The following is a 12,683-nucleotide window of genomic DNA, read 5'->3' as shown; positions in this document are numbered from 1 at the left end:
CGTCATGAACGTCCCCATTTACCGGCAGGCCCTGGGCACGGAGTTCTCCCGGCTGCAGCCCGAGCTTCAGGAGTACTTCTCGCTGGCCCCGGGTTCCGGACAGTACGGGCTAGGGGAAGGAACGTTCGACGTCGTTGGGTGCCGCCAGCGGTGGCTGCGCCCGTTGCTGGGGCTGGCCGGCCGCGAAGAAGCCTTTTTCCCCGAATATGGTGAGAACATCCCGTTCCGGATTGAAAACCACGCCCACCAGGATCCGTTCGGCCGCTCCAGCCTCACGGCGCGCCGGGAAATCCGGTTCCCGGGGCGCACCAGGCTTTTCCAGGACACGACAAGCGTCACCAACCGGGAAGGCAGCCCCCAGCTGGTGGACTACGTGGGACGCTACCGGCGGCTGGTTACGGACCTGAACCTGAGCGTCACTGCCGAAGGAAGGCTGCGTGGCGTCTCGGAGGCGTCGAGGCTGTTCGCAGGCCCGTTCCGGGTCCCGCTTCCGGCTGCACTGGACGCCAAGGCCTACGCCGAGCAGTGGTGGGATCCGGCCGAGGGCAGTAACGGGCGGCACCGCATCCAGGTGAAGGTCATCCAGCCGCAGATCGGCCTGGTCCTGGTGTACGCCGGGGCCTTCGACTACCGCCTGCGTCCTTATGCCGGCGGCAGCTCCGCCCAAAGCTTCCTCCCCCGCTACGCCCAGCCGGACCGCTGGGAGAACAGGGTCTAGCTACCCCAGCGCCTGCTGGTTCAGGCCGTCCGCCACCTGGGTGAGCCTGTTCAGGACGGCAGTTGCTTCTGCGGGTGTCCTCGCGGCCAGCCCTGCCGACGGCGTCACCCGGACTGCGGGCAGCAGTGAGGGCGGCAGTCCCAGCTGCCGCCACGGCCGCCAGACTGCCTCCACGCAATCGGCAACCCTGGGCAGCGGACCCACGGCGGCCACCTCCAGGGCGCCGGCCCAGAATTGCTTGCCGGCCTCCACCGCTCCGGCCACCAGTTCCCATTGGCGGTTGGTCAGGGCCTTCAGCGGCAACGCGACGCCGTCGGCCCCGGATGTGAGGGCCAGCTCGATCGGGGCTTCGATTTCAGGTAACGACACCACAACTCCAGCGGCGCCTGCCCCGCGCAGGGCGTCCATCACAATGCGCCAGGACTCACGTACTTCCGATGCTGCAACTGCACGGAGGGTACGGTAACCGCTGGCCGTCGGGATTGTGCCGGCCAGCACGGCGGCGATGGCAGGTTCGTCCACCTGCACCACCAGCCGGGCGCCTGGAACGGCCGCTGCCACACGGGTGAGGTAGCCGCCAACTCCGGCTGCCAGCGAGGCTGCCAGATCCCGGCGGGCGCCGTGATCCAACAGGGCGCGTTCACCGTTGTGCAGGTACAGGCCGGCAGCAAGGCTCAGCGGTCCCACCAGCTGAACCTTCAGTTCATCCGGCGACACGTCTTCGGCGCCCGCGACGTCGGCCAGGACGTTCAGGTCGGTGGACAACGCCGATGCTGCCCGGCGCATGTCCTTGCCCGGGCGGTCCACGAGCCGCCAGCCGTGCGGCTGGACATCCACCGCGAGTTCTTCCAGGAGGGAGGCTGTGCGGCCCAGGGCGTCGGAACCGACACCCCGGTCCGGCAGTTCGGCCAGGAAGGGAAGGTGCGGGCTGCCAAGCTCGCCGCGGATGATGCGGGTGGCTTCGAGCGGGTCGTCACCCGGCCACGTCCCCAGGGCGGTGGCGGTGACTTCCCTGGCTGTGGTTTCTTCCTGGAGGGGCGCGGCCGGAAGCCTGCTGCCTCCTGGTCCGTGCTGTTCCCGGCTCACGCCAGCGCGGAGGTCTGCGGCCGCTGGCCTGATGAGGCCTGGTGGTCCTCTGCGATCGCCTCGTGGTGGCGGATCACCTCACCGATGATGAAGTTGAGGAACTTCTCCGCGAAGGCCGGGTCAAGGTGGGCGTCCTCGGCAAGCCGGCGCAACCGGGCGATCTGGGCGGCTTCACGTCCGGGGTCACCGGCGGGGAGCCGGTGGGCCGCTTTCAGGAAACCCACCTTTTGCGTGGCCTTGAAGCGCTCCGCGAGAAGGTAAACCAAGGTGGCATCAATGTTGTCAATGCTGGAGCGGATGGACAGCAGTTCAGCCATCACCGATTCGTCCACGTGGCCTGCAAGCGAGCTGGCGGAGGGATCAAAATCGTCGGCGCCAGGAGAGCTGGGGGTGTGCTGCGTCATTGCTCCAGTCTATGGGAGCGGAGGGAGCCGCCGCGGGTGTGAAGCGCCGGTGCCGGCCGTCTGCCGGTACCGGCGCTTCGTGCTGCGGCAATCCAGGGGTCAGATGCCCAGGAGTGCCCGGTGTTCCTCGCGCCGTTTTGCCTGTTCAGCCGGGTCGGGCACGGGCAGGGAGGCGATCAGCCGCCGCGTGTAGTCATGCTGCGGGTTGCCCATGACCTGGCTGCCGATCCCTTGTTCCACGAGCTTGCCCTTGTACAGGACGCCGACCCAGGACGACAGGATGTCGACCACTGCCAGGTCGTGGCTGATGAACAGGCAGCCAAAACCAAACTCCTCCTGGATGTCCCTGAACAGCTCCAGGACCTTCGCCTGGACCGATACGTCCAGGGCCGACGTCGGCTCATCAGCGATCAGCAGCCGCGGGTTCAGGCTCAGGGCACGCGCCAGCGAGGCCCGCTGCCGCTGGCCTCCGGAGAGTTCGTGCGGGTAGCGTCCCGCGTACGACGCCGGCAACTGGACCGATTCCAGCAGCTCACCGACGCGCTTGCGCGCCTGGGCCGGGCTGGGATTTGTGTGGATGACCATAGGTTCGGCGATGCATTCCCCGATGGTCAGCTGCGGGTTAAAGGAGGCGGCGGGGTCCTGGAACACGAAGCCGATGTCCTTGCGGAGCGGCTTGAAAGTGCGTTCGCGAAGGTTCAGCATTTCATAGCCGAGCACCTTGAGGCTTCCGCCGGTGGTCCGGTTGAGCCCGGCGATGGCCCGTCCGATCGTGGTCTTCCCGGACCCCGATTCGCCCACCAGGCCGAAGACCTCACCCCTGGACAGGGTGAAGCTGACGCCGTCCACGGCCTTGAAGGCCGGCGTCCCGAGCCGCCCGGGATACTCGATCACCAGGTTGTCGGCAGCCACAAGGACTTCCTCATCCTGGTAGCGCCGCTCGGTGAGGCCTTCCGACGCCGAGTTCCGGCCAAGGTGCGGCACCGCGGCAAGGAGGTTCCGGGTGTAGTTCTGCTTTGGTTCAGCGAACAGGGTGTTCGCCGGGGCTTCCTCGACGATGTAGCCCTGGTACATCACCACCACGCGGTCCGCCAGGTCCGCCACCACGCCCATGTTGTGCGTGATCAGCACGATGGAGGTGCCGTACTTGTCCCGCAGGTCCCGGAGGAGTTCCAGGATTTCCGCCTGCACGGTGACATCCAGGGCGGTGGTCGGTTCATCGGCCACAATGAGCCCTGGGTTCAAAGCCAGGGCTGCGGCGATCACCACGCGCTGCTTTTGGCCGCCGGAAAACTGGTGCGGGTAGTAGTTGACGCGGTGCTCAGGGTCGGGGATACCGACTTTGCCCAACGCTTCGATGGCACGGGCCTTGGCTTCCTTCGCGGATACCCGCCCCCCGCCGTTGGCATTGGCGTGGGCGCGAATCCCCTCGGCGATCTGCCAGCCCACTGTGAATACGGGGTTCAGGGCCGTGGACGGCTCCTGGAACACCATGGCCACATCCCGTCCGCGGATCTGCCGCAGCCTGTGCGGACTGAGGCTGATGACGTTGGCACCGTTGATCAGCACCGCACCGGAGCTCACCGCCGTTTCCGGCAGCAGGCCCAGGATGGTCTTGGCGGTGACCGTCTTCCCGGAACCGGACTCCCCCACGATGGCGAGGACCTCGCCCGCTTTGACGTCGAGGCTGACATCCTTGACGGCGTACACATCGCCGCCGTCCGTTGCGAACGTGACCTTCAGGTGATCGATATCGAGGACTGTCTTCCGTTCCGGGTCCTGTTGGCCCGGCACGGCTTCGCTGTTGACGGTCATTGTGCTCTCACTTCCAGTTCGATTGCCGCCTGTGCAGCGGAGGGACCACCGTCATCCTTGCGGCCCGACCGCTTGCGGCCGCGGAGCCGCGGATCGTTGAGGTCGTTGATGCTTTCGCCCACCAAGGTCAGCCCGAGGACCGTCCAGACGATGGCCAGGCCCGGGAACAGTCCCGTCCACCAGATTCCGGACGTGGTGTCCGCGAGTGCCTTGTTCAGGTCGAAGCCCCATTCCGCCGCCGAACTGGGTTCGATGCCGAAGCCCAGGAAGCCCAGCGCCGCCAGGGTCTGGATGGCTTCGGAGGCGTTGAGAGTGAAGATCAGCGGCAGCGTGCGTGTGGCGTTGCGGTAGATGTGGCGGGTCATGATGCGAATGTTCGAGGCGCCCACCACCTTGGCCGATTCGACGAAGGGTTCGGCCTTGAGCCGGATGGTCTCGGCGCGGATCACCCTAAAGTACTGCGGGATGAACACCACGGTGATGGAGATGGCCGCAGCCATAATGCCGCCGAACAGGCTGGACTGCCCGCCGCTGATCACGATGGCCATGACGATGGCAACCAGCAGTGACGGGAAGGCATAGATCGCGTCCGCCACGACCACCAGGATCCGGTCAAGCCAGCCCCCGATGTAACCGCTCACCAGGCCAAGGATGACACCGGCAAAAATGGAGAGCACAACAGCCACGATGATGACCAGGAGAGCCGTTTGGGTTCCCCAGATGACCCGGGAGAGGACGTCGTATCCGCCCACCGTGGTGCCGAGGAGGTGTTTGCCTCCAGGTGCCTGCTGGGTGGGGAAACTGCCGTCGGCATCCGACAGCTGCGCAAAGCCATAGGGCGCCAGCAGTGGGGCGGCCAGCGCGGTAATCAGGAAGATGCCGGTGAGGGCCAGGCCCACCACCAGCATGAAGCGTTGCAGGCCGACGCTCTTGTTGAAGTGCGAAATAACCGGCAGCCGCCGGAACAGGGGGGCCCGCGGGTTGGTGACGGGTTCAAGAGTTGTATTGGCGGACATTCCTAGTACCTCACGCGGGGGTCGATCAGCGCGGCGATGATGTCCACGATGAAGTTGGTGACGGCAACGATGACGGCCAGCAGCACCACAATGCCCTGGACGGCGACAAAGTCGCGCGCCGTAAGGTAGTTGGCCAGCTGGAAACCGAGGCCTTTCCATTCGAAGGTGGTCTCCGTCAGCACGGCTCCGCCGAGGAGGACAGCGATCTGCAGGCCCATGACCGTGATGATCGGGATCAAGGCCGGTTTGTAGGCGTGCTTGGTGACCAGCCGGAACTCGCTGACGCCGCGGGAGCGGCCGGCTTCCACGTAGTCCTTTCCGAGCGTGCCGATGACGTTGGTCCGGACCAGGCGCAGGAAGACCCCGGCGGTCAGGAATCCCAGGGCTACCGCCGGGAGGACCGCGTGGGAGATGACGTCGCTGAAGGCGGCCATGTTGCCACTGCGCAGGGCGTCCAGCCAGTAGATCCCGGTGGGAGCCTCCAGAGCAGTCAGCGACAGCTCTGTCCTGGTGCCCGCCCGCCCGGCGACCGGAAGCCAGCCCAGCCAGACGGAAAACACGAGCTTGAGCAGCATGCCGGCGAAGAAGACGGGGGTGGCGTAGAACAGGATGGCCAGGATCCGGAGCACCGCGTCCGGCAGGTGGTCACGGCGGGAGGCCGCGACCAGGCCCAGCGGGATGCCAACCAGCAGCGCGACGATGAGGGCGTTGACGGCCAGCTCAAGTGTTGCCGAGCCGTAGGTGGTCAGCATCTCGGTAACTTTGCGGTTGTCCGAGAGGGTGGTGCCGAAGTTCCCGGTGACCAGTTGGCCCAGGTACTCAAAGTACTGCACCAGCAGGGGCCGGTCGTAGCCGGCGGAATGGATGCGTTCCTGCAACTGCTCCGGAGGGAGCCGGCCGCCCATGGCGGCCGTAATGGGGTCACCGGTGATCCGCATGAGGAAAAACACCAAGGTGACGAGGATGAGGATGGTGGGGAAGATCAGCAGGAACCGGACCAGGATGTACTGGCCCAGCCCACCGCCTGACTGCTTTTTCTTGGGTGGAAGGAGAGCGTCGGCGTCACTGGGTGGCGCGTCAATCAAAGTTGTCATCGGTACCTGGATTCGTGGTGACCGGGAGCCAGCATTCCCCTCGGTGCTGGCTGGTGACGGGCGAAAGGCGGGACGCCGTTGCGGCGTCCCGCCTTTGGGCCGTCAGAGCCCGATGGGGGTGGAGTGCTTACTTGGACAGGACGCCCAGGCGGGTCTTGAAGGACGGGTCAAGCGTCTTCTCAACACCCTTGACGTCCTTCCCTGCCACCAGCAGCTGCGAGCCCTGGAGCAGCGGCAACGTCGAGAGGTCCTTGGCAACCGCCGTCTGGACATCACCGATCAGCTTCTGCCGTTCAGTCTTGTCCGGGGTGGTGAGCTGCTTCTGCACGAGGTCCGTGACAGTGGGGTTCTCGTAGTGGTTCTTCAGGAAGTTGCCCGGGATGAAGAACGGCGTGAGGTAGTTGTCAGCATCCGAGTAGTCCGGGAACCAGCCCAGCTGGTACACGGGGTAGGCGTCAGCGGTCCGGGCCTTGGAGTACGTAACCCACTCAGTGGACTGCAGGTCAACGGTGAACAGCCCCGACTTCTCCAGCTGTTCCTTGACCATGGCGTACTCGTCACCGGACGACTTGCCGTAATGGTCCGGGTTGTACTGCAGCTTGATGTTCACGGGGCCGGTGACGCCGGCATCGGACAAGGCCTTCTTGGCCTTGTCCAGGCTGGGCTTGCCGCTGCCGTCGCCGTACAGGTCCTTCATCGGCTGGCTTGCGCCAGGCAGACCATCGGGGACCACGGAGTACGCCGGGACGTAGGTGCCCTTGTAGACCTGGTCGGAGATGGCCTGGCGGTCCACGATGTCAGCCATCGCCTGGCGTACGGCGAGGGCCTTCGCAGGGTTGGCTTCGGGAGTCTTGGCTCCGAAGGGCATCGTGTCGAAGTTGAAGACGATGTAGCGCAATTCGCCGCCCGGGCCCTTGTAGACCTTGACCTTGGAATCCTTGTCCAGGTCTGCCGCGTCCGTCGCTGTCAGGCTGCGTCCGGCAACGTCGATGTTTCCGCCCTGGACATCCAGCTTGAGGTTGTTGGAGTCGGCGTAGTACTTGATGACGGCACTGTCATTGGCCGGCTTGCCCAGCAACCCGCTGTAATCCGCGTTTGCCTTGAGGCTGACAAGTTCGTTCTTCTTGTACGAATCGATGGTGTAGGGTCCCGCGAAGGGCTTGGCAGCAACGATGTCTTCGTCGCTCATCACCTTGTCGGCCGGGAAGACTTCCTCATCGATGATGGGGCCGGTGTTCGTGCCCAGGACGCTCGGGAACACCTGGTCGTTGCCCGCCTTGAGGTTGAAGACCACGGTGGTGTCATCCTTGGCGTCAACGGACTTGAGGTTGGAGAGCAGTGACGCGGGCCCGTTGGGATCGTTGATCTTCAGTACCCGGTCGTAGGAGAACTTCACGTCCGAGGCAGTCAGCGCGTGGCCGTTGGCAAACTTCAGGTTGGGCTTGAGCTTCACCGTGAATTCGGTGGGCGCCGTGAACGACGCCGACTCCGCGATGTCCGGGCTGACCTCGGCAGAACCGGGCTTGGAGTTCATCAGGAACGGGTAGACCTGGTTCATGACCAGGAAGGAGCCTGCGTCGTAGGAACCGGCGGGGTCGAGGGTGACGACCTTGTCCGTCGTTCCGAAGGTGATGGCACCGCCGCCGCTGCCGCCGCTGGCCGTCCCCCCGCCGCCGCCGCCCGATGGCCCGGTGCAGGCTGTCAGGGCCAGGGCGGAGATGCCTGCCAGCGCGATGGCGCGGTGCAGGGCCGTTGTGCTCTTGATCATCTGTGAACTTCTTTCCGATGAGTACGCGCACGCCGCGGTCACAGGTTGATGGCCCCGGACGCCGGCGTGCAGTGCTGATTCCTAGATTGAATCAGAGAGTCAGCCCTCGGGACTGCCGTTTCTGTGAGTTCGAACACAATATTTTCTTAAAAGTTACCCGGCAGGGTCCAGCAGCCCCCGGCGGAGGAGGGTACCCGGGCATGACAAAGCGCCACCCCGGGCAAGCCGGAGTGGCGCAAAAGGGGCCTGGGCTAAAGCGTTGCCCGCTGCAGCGACCGGGCGGCGTCTATTGTCGCCTGGCCCAGCACGCGGCTGCCCTGGTACAGCACTACCGTCTGGCCCGGCGCCACGCCGCGCAGCGGGGTCACCAACCGGACCACCAGCTGGCCTCCGGCTCCGTCCGTGGCAGGCTCCATCCTGGCGGTGGCCGGGACGGGATCCCCGTGCGCCCGGACCTGCGCGTAGCAATCAAATTCGGCCCCTGTTTCTACCTCGCCGATGGGAAGGCCGGCCCAGGAGACCTTGATGCCGCGGATTTCATCGATGGCCAGCAGGGCCTCCGGGCCCACCACCACCTTGTTTTCCTTGGGCCGGATTTCCAGGACGAAGCGGGGCTTTCCGTCAGCTGCCGGAGTTCCGAGCTTGAGCCCGCGCCGCTGGCCGACAGTGAAGGCGTTGGCGCCGGGGTGCTCCCCGACCTTGGCGCCGGTCTCATCCACGATGTCGCCGGAGGTCATCTCGATCTTTTCGGCAAGCCAGCCGGCGGTGTCGCCGTCGGGAATGAAACAGATATCGTGGCTGTCCGGCTTGTTGGCCACGGAGAGGCCCCGCCGCTCCGCCTCTGCCCGCACCTCGGCCTTTGACGGGGTGTCTGCCAGCGGGAACATGGAGTGCTTGAGCTGTTCATGTGTCAGCACCCCAAGGACGTAGCTCTGGTCCTTGGCCCAGTCCGCGGCGCGGTGCAGTTCCCTGTTGCCGTGGGCGTCTTCGATCACCTTGGCGTAGTGGCCGGTGCAGACGGCGTCGAACCCGAGGGCAATGGCCTTCTCCAGCAGGGCCGCGAACTTAATCCGTTCATTGCAGCGCATGCAGGGGTTGGGGGTCCGGCCGGCGGCGTATTCGTCAATGAAGTCCTGGACGACGTCTTCCTTGAAGCGCTCGGAGAAGTCCCACACGTAGTAGGGAATGCCCAGCACATCGCAGGCCCGCCACGCATCCCTGGAGTCCTCGATGGTGCAGCAGCCGCGGCTGCCCGTGCGCAGGGTGCCAGGCATCCGCGAAAGGGCCAGGTGGACGCCGACGACGTCGTGCCCGGCCTCTACTGCGCGGGCGGCGGCAACAGCGGAGTCCACTCCGCCGCTCATGGCTGCTAGTACTCGCATGCTGGCTTTCTGTCGGGGGATGCTTGCCGTCCGGGGCCGTGCTGGACGCATCGGCGGCGGAAACGATCTTCGCCTATCTATTCTACGGCGGCACGCAAATCAGCTGGTGGCGGGGTGCGCATCCACGGCCATCAGGCGCCGCGAAGGGCCTGCCGCGCCTGGGTCCCCGCGGTCTGGATCGAGGATTCGTGCCCGGCCATGCCTGCCTGGCGTGCCCGTGCGTACGCGTCCGGGAGCGCTGCCAGGAGGGCGTCGACGTCGGCCTGCGTGGAGGCGTGCCCGAGGCTGAACCGCTGGGCACCGCGGGCCGTCTCCTCGTCCAGGCCCATGGCCAGCAGCACATGCGAGGGGCGGGGCACCCCGGCCGTGCAGGCCGAACCCGTGGACGATTCGATGCCGGCCAGGTCGAGGAGGAACAGCAGCGAGTCCCCTTCGCAGCCCGGGAAGGTGAAGTGCGCATTGCCCGGAAGCCGGTGGTCGCCGGGGGCCCCGCGAAGAACCGCCTCCGGGACCCGCTCGCGGACACCGTCGATCAGCCGGTCACGCAGGGCAGCGATCCGCGCCGCTTCAGCGGGCAACGAAGCTGCAACGGACTCCGCAGCGGCAGCAAAAGCGGCAATGGAAGCGGTGTCGAGCGTGCCGGAGCGGACATCCCGCTCCTGGCCGCCGCCATGCTGCACCGGTGTCAGTTTGACGGCCCGACCCAGCAACAGCGCGCCAACCCCCACCGGACCGCCGATCTTATGTCCGGATATCGACATGGCGTCGAGTCCCGAATCCTTGAAGTGCACCGGCACCGAGCCGAACGCCTGGACCGCATCGGAGTGAACCGGCACGCCCGCAGCGTGCGCCAGTTCCACGATGCGCCCGATCGGCTGGACGGTGCCCACCTCGTTGTTGGCCCACATGACGGTCACCAGCGCCACGGTGCCGGGATCGCGGGACAGCTCGGCTTCGAGGACCCCGGGGTCCACCACTCCCTCGCCGTCCACGGGCAGCCACACCACGTCGGCGCCTTCGTGGCGTTCCAGCCATTCAACGGTGTCCAGCACTGCATGGTGTTCGACGGCGGAGCAGAGGATGCGCCGGCGCTTCGGGTCTTCTGCCACCCGGGACCAGTACATGCCCTTCACGGCAAGGTTGTCCGCCTCGGTGCCTCCGGATGTGAAGATGACCTCCGAGGGATGAGCCCCTGCCGCCGCGGCAATGGCTTCCCGTGCGTCCTCGACGGCACGGCGCGCCCGGCGTCCGGATCCGTGCAACGACGAAGGATTGCCGGTCCGCGCCAGCTCACGCGTCAAGGCGGCGAGCGCGGCCCCCGAAAGGGGCGTGGTGGCGGCATGGTCGAGGTAGGCGGGCATTCTCAAATTCTATCGCGGCAAGCTGGTGTTCCTCCGGCGTGGAGCGGTCACCTGCCGCCGGTAATCCGCGCGCAGCAGTGGCCCGGCACAGGGACAATACGCTCCTCGGCAGCGCCGCAGCCCACCGCTGCACCGCGCAGGAAAGCACCGTTCATGTCGCATACCACTGCCGCATGGGCCCGCGACAGCCGGTGGAAGGGGCAGTTGGGCAGCAGGTATCCCCCCTCCCCGTCCGGCTCTGGTTGGTATCCCGTTTCCGCCAGGAACTCCTCCAAGCCTGCGGCACCTGCTGCCAGTTCCCGGCCTTTCCGGAAGGCGACGGCGCGCAACGACTCCCCCACTGCCAGACCTTGGGACTGGGTGTCCTCGATTGCCGCAGCCATCAGCTCCCCGGCAAGGTCGTAGTTCCGGTCCGGCACGGAGGCTCCCACCTCACTTCCAACCGGCCGGTACATCTTGGCGGGGCGTCCCGACCCCGGTCCCGTCCTGCCCGCAGGCTTGTGGAATTCCACGGCCAACAGGCCGTCCTGGACCAGCCTGTCCAGATGGAAGGAAGCGGTGCTGCGCGCCATTCCTGCGGCTTCAGCCACTTCGTCGCGCCCCACGGGACGGGCAGATGCGGCGACCAGTTCGAAAAGCTGCAGCCTCTTGGCATCCGTCAGCGATGCAACCGCCGCGACCCTGTCCGCCCAAGGAAGTCGGTACATGGTGTCTCCAATTCCAAAGTCAAGATCTCTTGATTATAGACCGTGTAGTTTCTAAAATTGGCATACCTACTTTTAGAAGGAGAGCATCATGAAATCAGCATCCGCAATGAGGGCCCAGCATGCGCCATCGACAGTGCCGCCGGCTCGGCAGGCGTTCCTGCTGCTGCGAACTGTGTTCACCGTGGCACCGATCCTTTTCGGCCTGGACAAATTCACCAACATCCTCACGCACTGGACCATGTACCTGGCACCCCAGGCCACGGCCATCGTCCCGCTGCAGCCGCAGACCTTCATGTACATCGTGGGAGTGGTGGAAGTCATCGCAGGCCTGGCAGTGGCGGTGCGCCCCAAGTACGGCTCGGTGATCGTGGCCGCGTGGCTGGCAGGGATCATCGTCAACCTGCTCCTGCTGGGAAGTTTCTACGACGTTGCCCTGCGTGATTTCGGATTGCTGGTCGGCGCCCTGGCCCTGAACCGGCTGTCAGTGGGGGCGGCCCGGACCGCTGCGTGATTCCGGCAGCATTGCCAGGCGAGCGGACACCGCAGCCCCATGGATCCGCCGGCAGCTGAACCCTCCAGCCGCCGGCGGTTTCCTGTTTCAGGACCTGTCGGTACTCACGGGGCCGGAGGCACCAGCGGCAGGTAGCGGACAACGTCCTGGCGGGCAGCATCCAGGGTTGCCGCATCCGGACAGGATACGGAGAAGTAGGCCGACGAACCGGCAGTACCAAAAAGCCGTGCCAGCACCTCCGTGGAACGGCCGCCGGGAACGGCCTGCTCCAGCGCCAGTACTTCCACGTTCCGGCCCGGAGCTTCCGGCGTGCCGCCCCACTTCAAGGTTGCCGTCTTGAGGTAAGAAGGCTGGATGGCCGCATCCAGGTACTGGAACAGGGCAACGGTGGATTCCCTGTCATCTCCACGGACCAGCGGGGCCTGGCCTGTGCTGGTCCGGGCGGCAACCACGCAGCCATCGGCCTTGGCGTATTCGCTGCCGCCCGCCACGTTGTCCTTCACCATCCGCCACCCTGGTGCGCCCTTGAGGTCATCGGAAATCCCCACGGCCGTCCCGGGAGCCAGGTCGCCGCCGGCAGCGAAAGGCATGTCACGCGCTGCCACCGCGGCGGCATCATGGCCCGGAGTAATGGTCGGAGTGGCCAGGACCGGCGTACTGGCCGGCGCCGGGGTGGCCGAGGGATCCCGGACGTCCACGCTGCACCCGCCCAGAAGCAAGGCTCCCACGAAGCCAATGGCAAGAGGCACTCCCCCGCGCCGTCCCCTGACGGCCCGCTCCGCCGTCGTCGGCATGTCCATCTCCACTCCGTTACATCCCCT

12 protein-coding genes are annotated in these 12,683 nt (G+C 66.1%); 2 read left to right on the top strand and 10 right to left on the bottom strand.

Features of this window, described 5'->3' with window-relative positions:
• The first annotated feature begins 4 nt into the window (after positions 1 to 4).
• On the top strand, positions 5 to 718 hold the full coding sequence (locus J2T23_RS03945; protein WP_307357418.1) for a DUF4166 domain-containing protein: 714 nt from the start codon (positions 5 to 7) through the stop codon (positions 716 to 718).
• Here the strand turns inward: J2T23_RS03945 and J2T23_RS03940 are convergent, their stop codons facing one another.
• From J2T23_RS03940 to J2T23_RS03900, 9 genes are all read right to left on the bottom strand, one after another.
• On the bottom strand, positions 719 to 1,711 hold the full coding sequence (locus J2T23_RS03940) for a uroporphyrinogen decarboxylase/cobalamine-independent methonine synthase family protein (RefSeq protein ID WP_307357760.1): 993 nt from the start codon (positions 1,709 to 1,711) through the stop codon (positions 719 to 721).
• Positions 1,712 to 1,800: 89 nt separating this feature from the next.
• Positions 1,801 to 2,208: a chorismate mutase gene (locus J2T23_RS03935; RefSeq protein WP_141159956.1), complete on the bottom strand. Its 408-nt coding sequence runs from the start codon at positions 2,206 to 2,208 to the stop codon at positions 1,801 to 1,803.
• A gap of 99 nt (positions 2,209 to 2,307) precedes the next feature.
• Entirely contained in the window at positions 2,308 to 4,023 is a 1,716-nt protein-coding gene (locus J2T23_RS03930; protein ID WP_307357415.1) for an ABC transporter ATP-binding protein, read from the bottom strand.
• Complete coding sequence (locus tag J2T23_RS03925) at positions 4,020 to 5,039, bottom strand: ABC transporter permease (protein ID WP_141181934.1); 1,020 nt, start codon at positions 5,037 to 5,039, stop codon at positions 4,020 to 4,022. The genes J2T23_RS03930 and J2T23_RS03925 overlap by 4 nt, the downstream gene beginning before the upstream one ends.
• Before the next feature lie 2 nt (positions 5,040 to 5,041).
• Positions 5,042 to 6,133, bottom strand: a complete 1,092-nt coding sequence (locus J2T23_RS03920) for an ABC transporter permease (RefSeq protein ID WP_141181935.1) — start codon at positions 6,131 to 6,133, stop codon at positions 5,042 to 5,044.
• A 127-nt stretch (positions 6,134 to 6,260) separates the two neighbouring features.
• Positions 6,261 to 7,901, bottom strand: a complete 1,641-nt coding sequence (locus J2T23_RS03915) for an ABC transporter substrate-binding protein (RefSeq protein ID WP_141181936.1) — start codon at positions 7,899 to 7,901, stop codon at positions 6,261 to 6,263.
• Between the two features lie 251 nt (positions 7,902 to 8,152).
• On the bottom strand, positions 8,153 to 9,283 hold the full coding sequence (gene mnmA, locus J2T23_RS03910; RefSeq protein ID WP_141181937.1) for a tRNA 2-thiouridine(34) synthase MnmA: 1,131 nt from the start codon (positions 9,281 to 9,283) through the stop codon (positions 8,153 to 8,155).
• A gap of 131 nt (positions 9,284 to 9,414) precedes the next feature.
• The gene (locus J2T23_RS03905; RefSeq protein WP_141181938.1) at positions 9,415 to 10,644 is read right to left on the bottom strand and encodes a cysteine desulfurase family protein; all 1,230 of its coding nucleotides are present in this window, start codon (positions 10,642 to 10,644) and stop codon (positions 9,415 to 9,417) included.
• Between the two features lie 47 nt (positions 10,645 to 10,691).
• Positions 10,692 to 11,351 carry a helix-turn-helix transcriptional regulator gene (locus tag J2T23_RS03900; RefSeq protein WP_141181939.1) on the bottom strand — a complete coding sequence of 220 codons (660 nt, stop codon included), beginning with the start codon at positions 11,349 to 11,351 and terminating at the stop codon, positions 10,692 to 10,694.
• 88 nt (positions 11,352 to 11,439) lie between these two features.
• Here J2T23_RS03900 and J2T23_RS03895 point away from each other — a divergent pair, with 88 nt between their 5' ends.
• Complete coding sequence (locus J2T23_RS03895; protein WP_141181940.1) at positions 11,440 to 11,862, top strand: hypothetical protein; 423 nt, start codon at positions 11,440 to 11,442, stop codon at positions 11,860 to 11,862.
• 104 nt (positions 11,863 to 11,966) lie between these two features.
• On the opposite strand, the gene J2T23_RS03890 is transcribed toward J2T23_RS03895, so the two are convergent.
• Positions 11,967 to 12,656, bottom strand: coding sequence for a hypothetical protein (locus J2T23_RS03890; protein ID WP_307357410.1), 690 nt, complete (start codon positions 12,654 to 12,656; stop codon positions 11,967 to 11,969).
• Positions 12,657 to 12,683 lie beyond the last annotated feature (27 nt).

The organism is Pseudarthrobacter niigatensis, from assembly GCF_030812615.1.
Lineage (GTDB): Bacteria > Actinomycetota > Actinomycetes > Actinomycetales > Micrococcaceae > Arthrobacter > Arthrobacter niigatensis.
Note: the sequence above shows the minus strand (reverse complement) of the source record. Positions and strands in the feature narration are given on the sequence as shown.

Excerpts from the sequence above, each read along its gene's own strand:
- mnmA (WP_141181937.1), bottom strand. The coding sequence starts at position 9,283 with ATGCGAGTACTAGCAGCCATGAGCGGCGGAGTGGACTCCGCTGTTGCC.
- J2T23_RS03925 (WP_141181934.1), bottom strand. The coding sequence starts at position 5,039 with ATGTCCGCCAATACAACTCTTGAACCCGTCACCAACCCGCGGGCCCCC.
- J2T23_RS03890 (WP_307357410.1), bottom strand. The coding sequence starts at position 12,656 with ATGCCGACGACGGCGGAGCGGGCCGTCAGGGGACGGCGCGGGGGAGTG.
- J2T23_RS03945 (WP_307357418.1), top strand. The coding sequence starts at position 5 with ATGAACGTCCCCATTTACCGGCAGGCCCTGGGCACGGAGTTCTCCCGG.
- J2T23_RS03895 (WP_141181940.1), top strand. The coding sequence starts at position 11,440 with ATGAAATCAGCATCCGCAATGAGGGCCCAGCATGCGCCATCGACAGTG.
- J2T23_RS03915 (WP_141181936.1), bottom strand. The coding sequence starts at position 7,901 with ATGATCAAGAGCACAACGGCCCTGCACCGCGCCATCGCGCTGGCAGGC.
- J2T23_RS03905 (WP_141181938.1), bottom strand. The coding sequence starts at position 10,644 with ATGCCCGCCTACCTCGACCATGCCGCCACCACGCCCCTTTCGGGGGCC.
- J2T23_RS03935 (WP_141159956.1), bottom strand. The coding sequence starts at position 2,208 with ATGACGCAGCACACCCCCAGCTCTCCTGGCGCCGACGATTTTGATCCC.
- J2T23_RS03900 (WP_141181939.1), bottom strand. The coding sequence starts at position 11,351 with ATGTACCGACTTCCTTGGGCGGACAGGGTCGCGGCGGTTGCATCGCTG.
- J2T23_RS03930 (WP_307357415.1), bottom strand. The coding sequence starts at position 4,023 with ATGACCGTCAACAGCGAAGCCGTGCCGGGCCAACAGGACCCGGAACGG.
- J2T23_RS03920 (WP_141181935.1), bottom strand. The coding sequence starts at position 6,133 with ATGACAACTTTGATTGACGCGCCACCCAGTGACGCCGACGCTCTCCTT.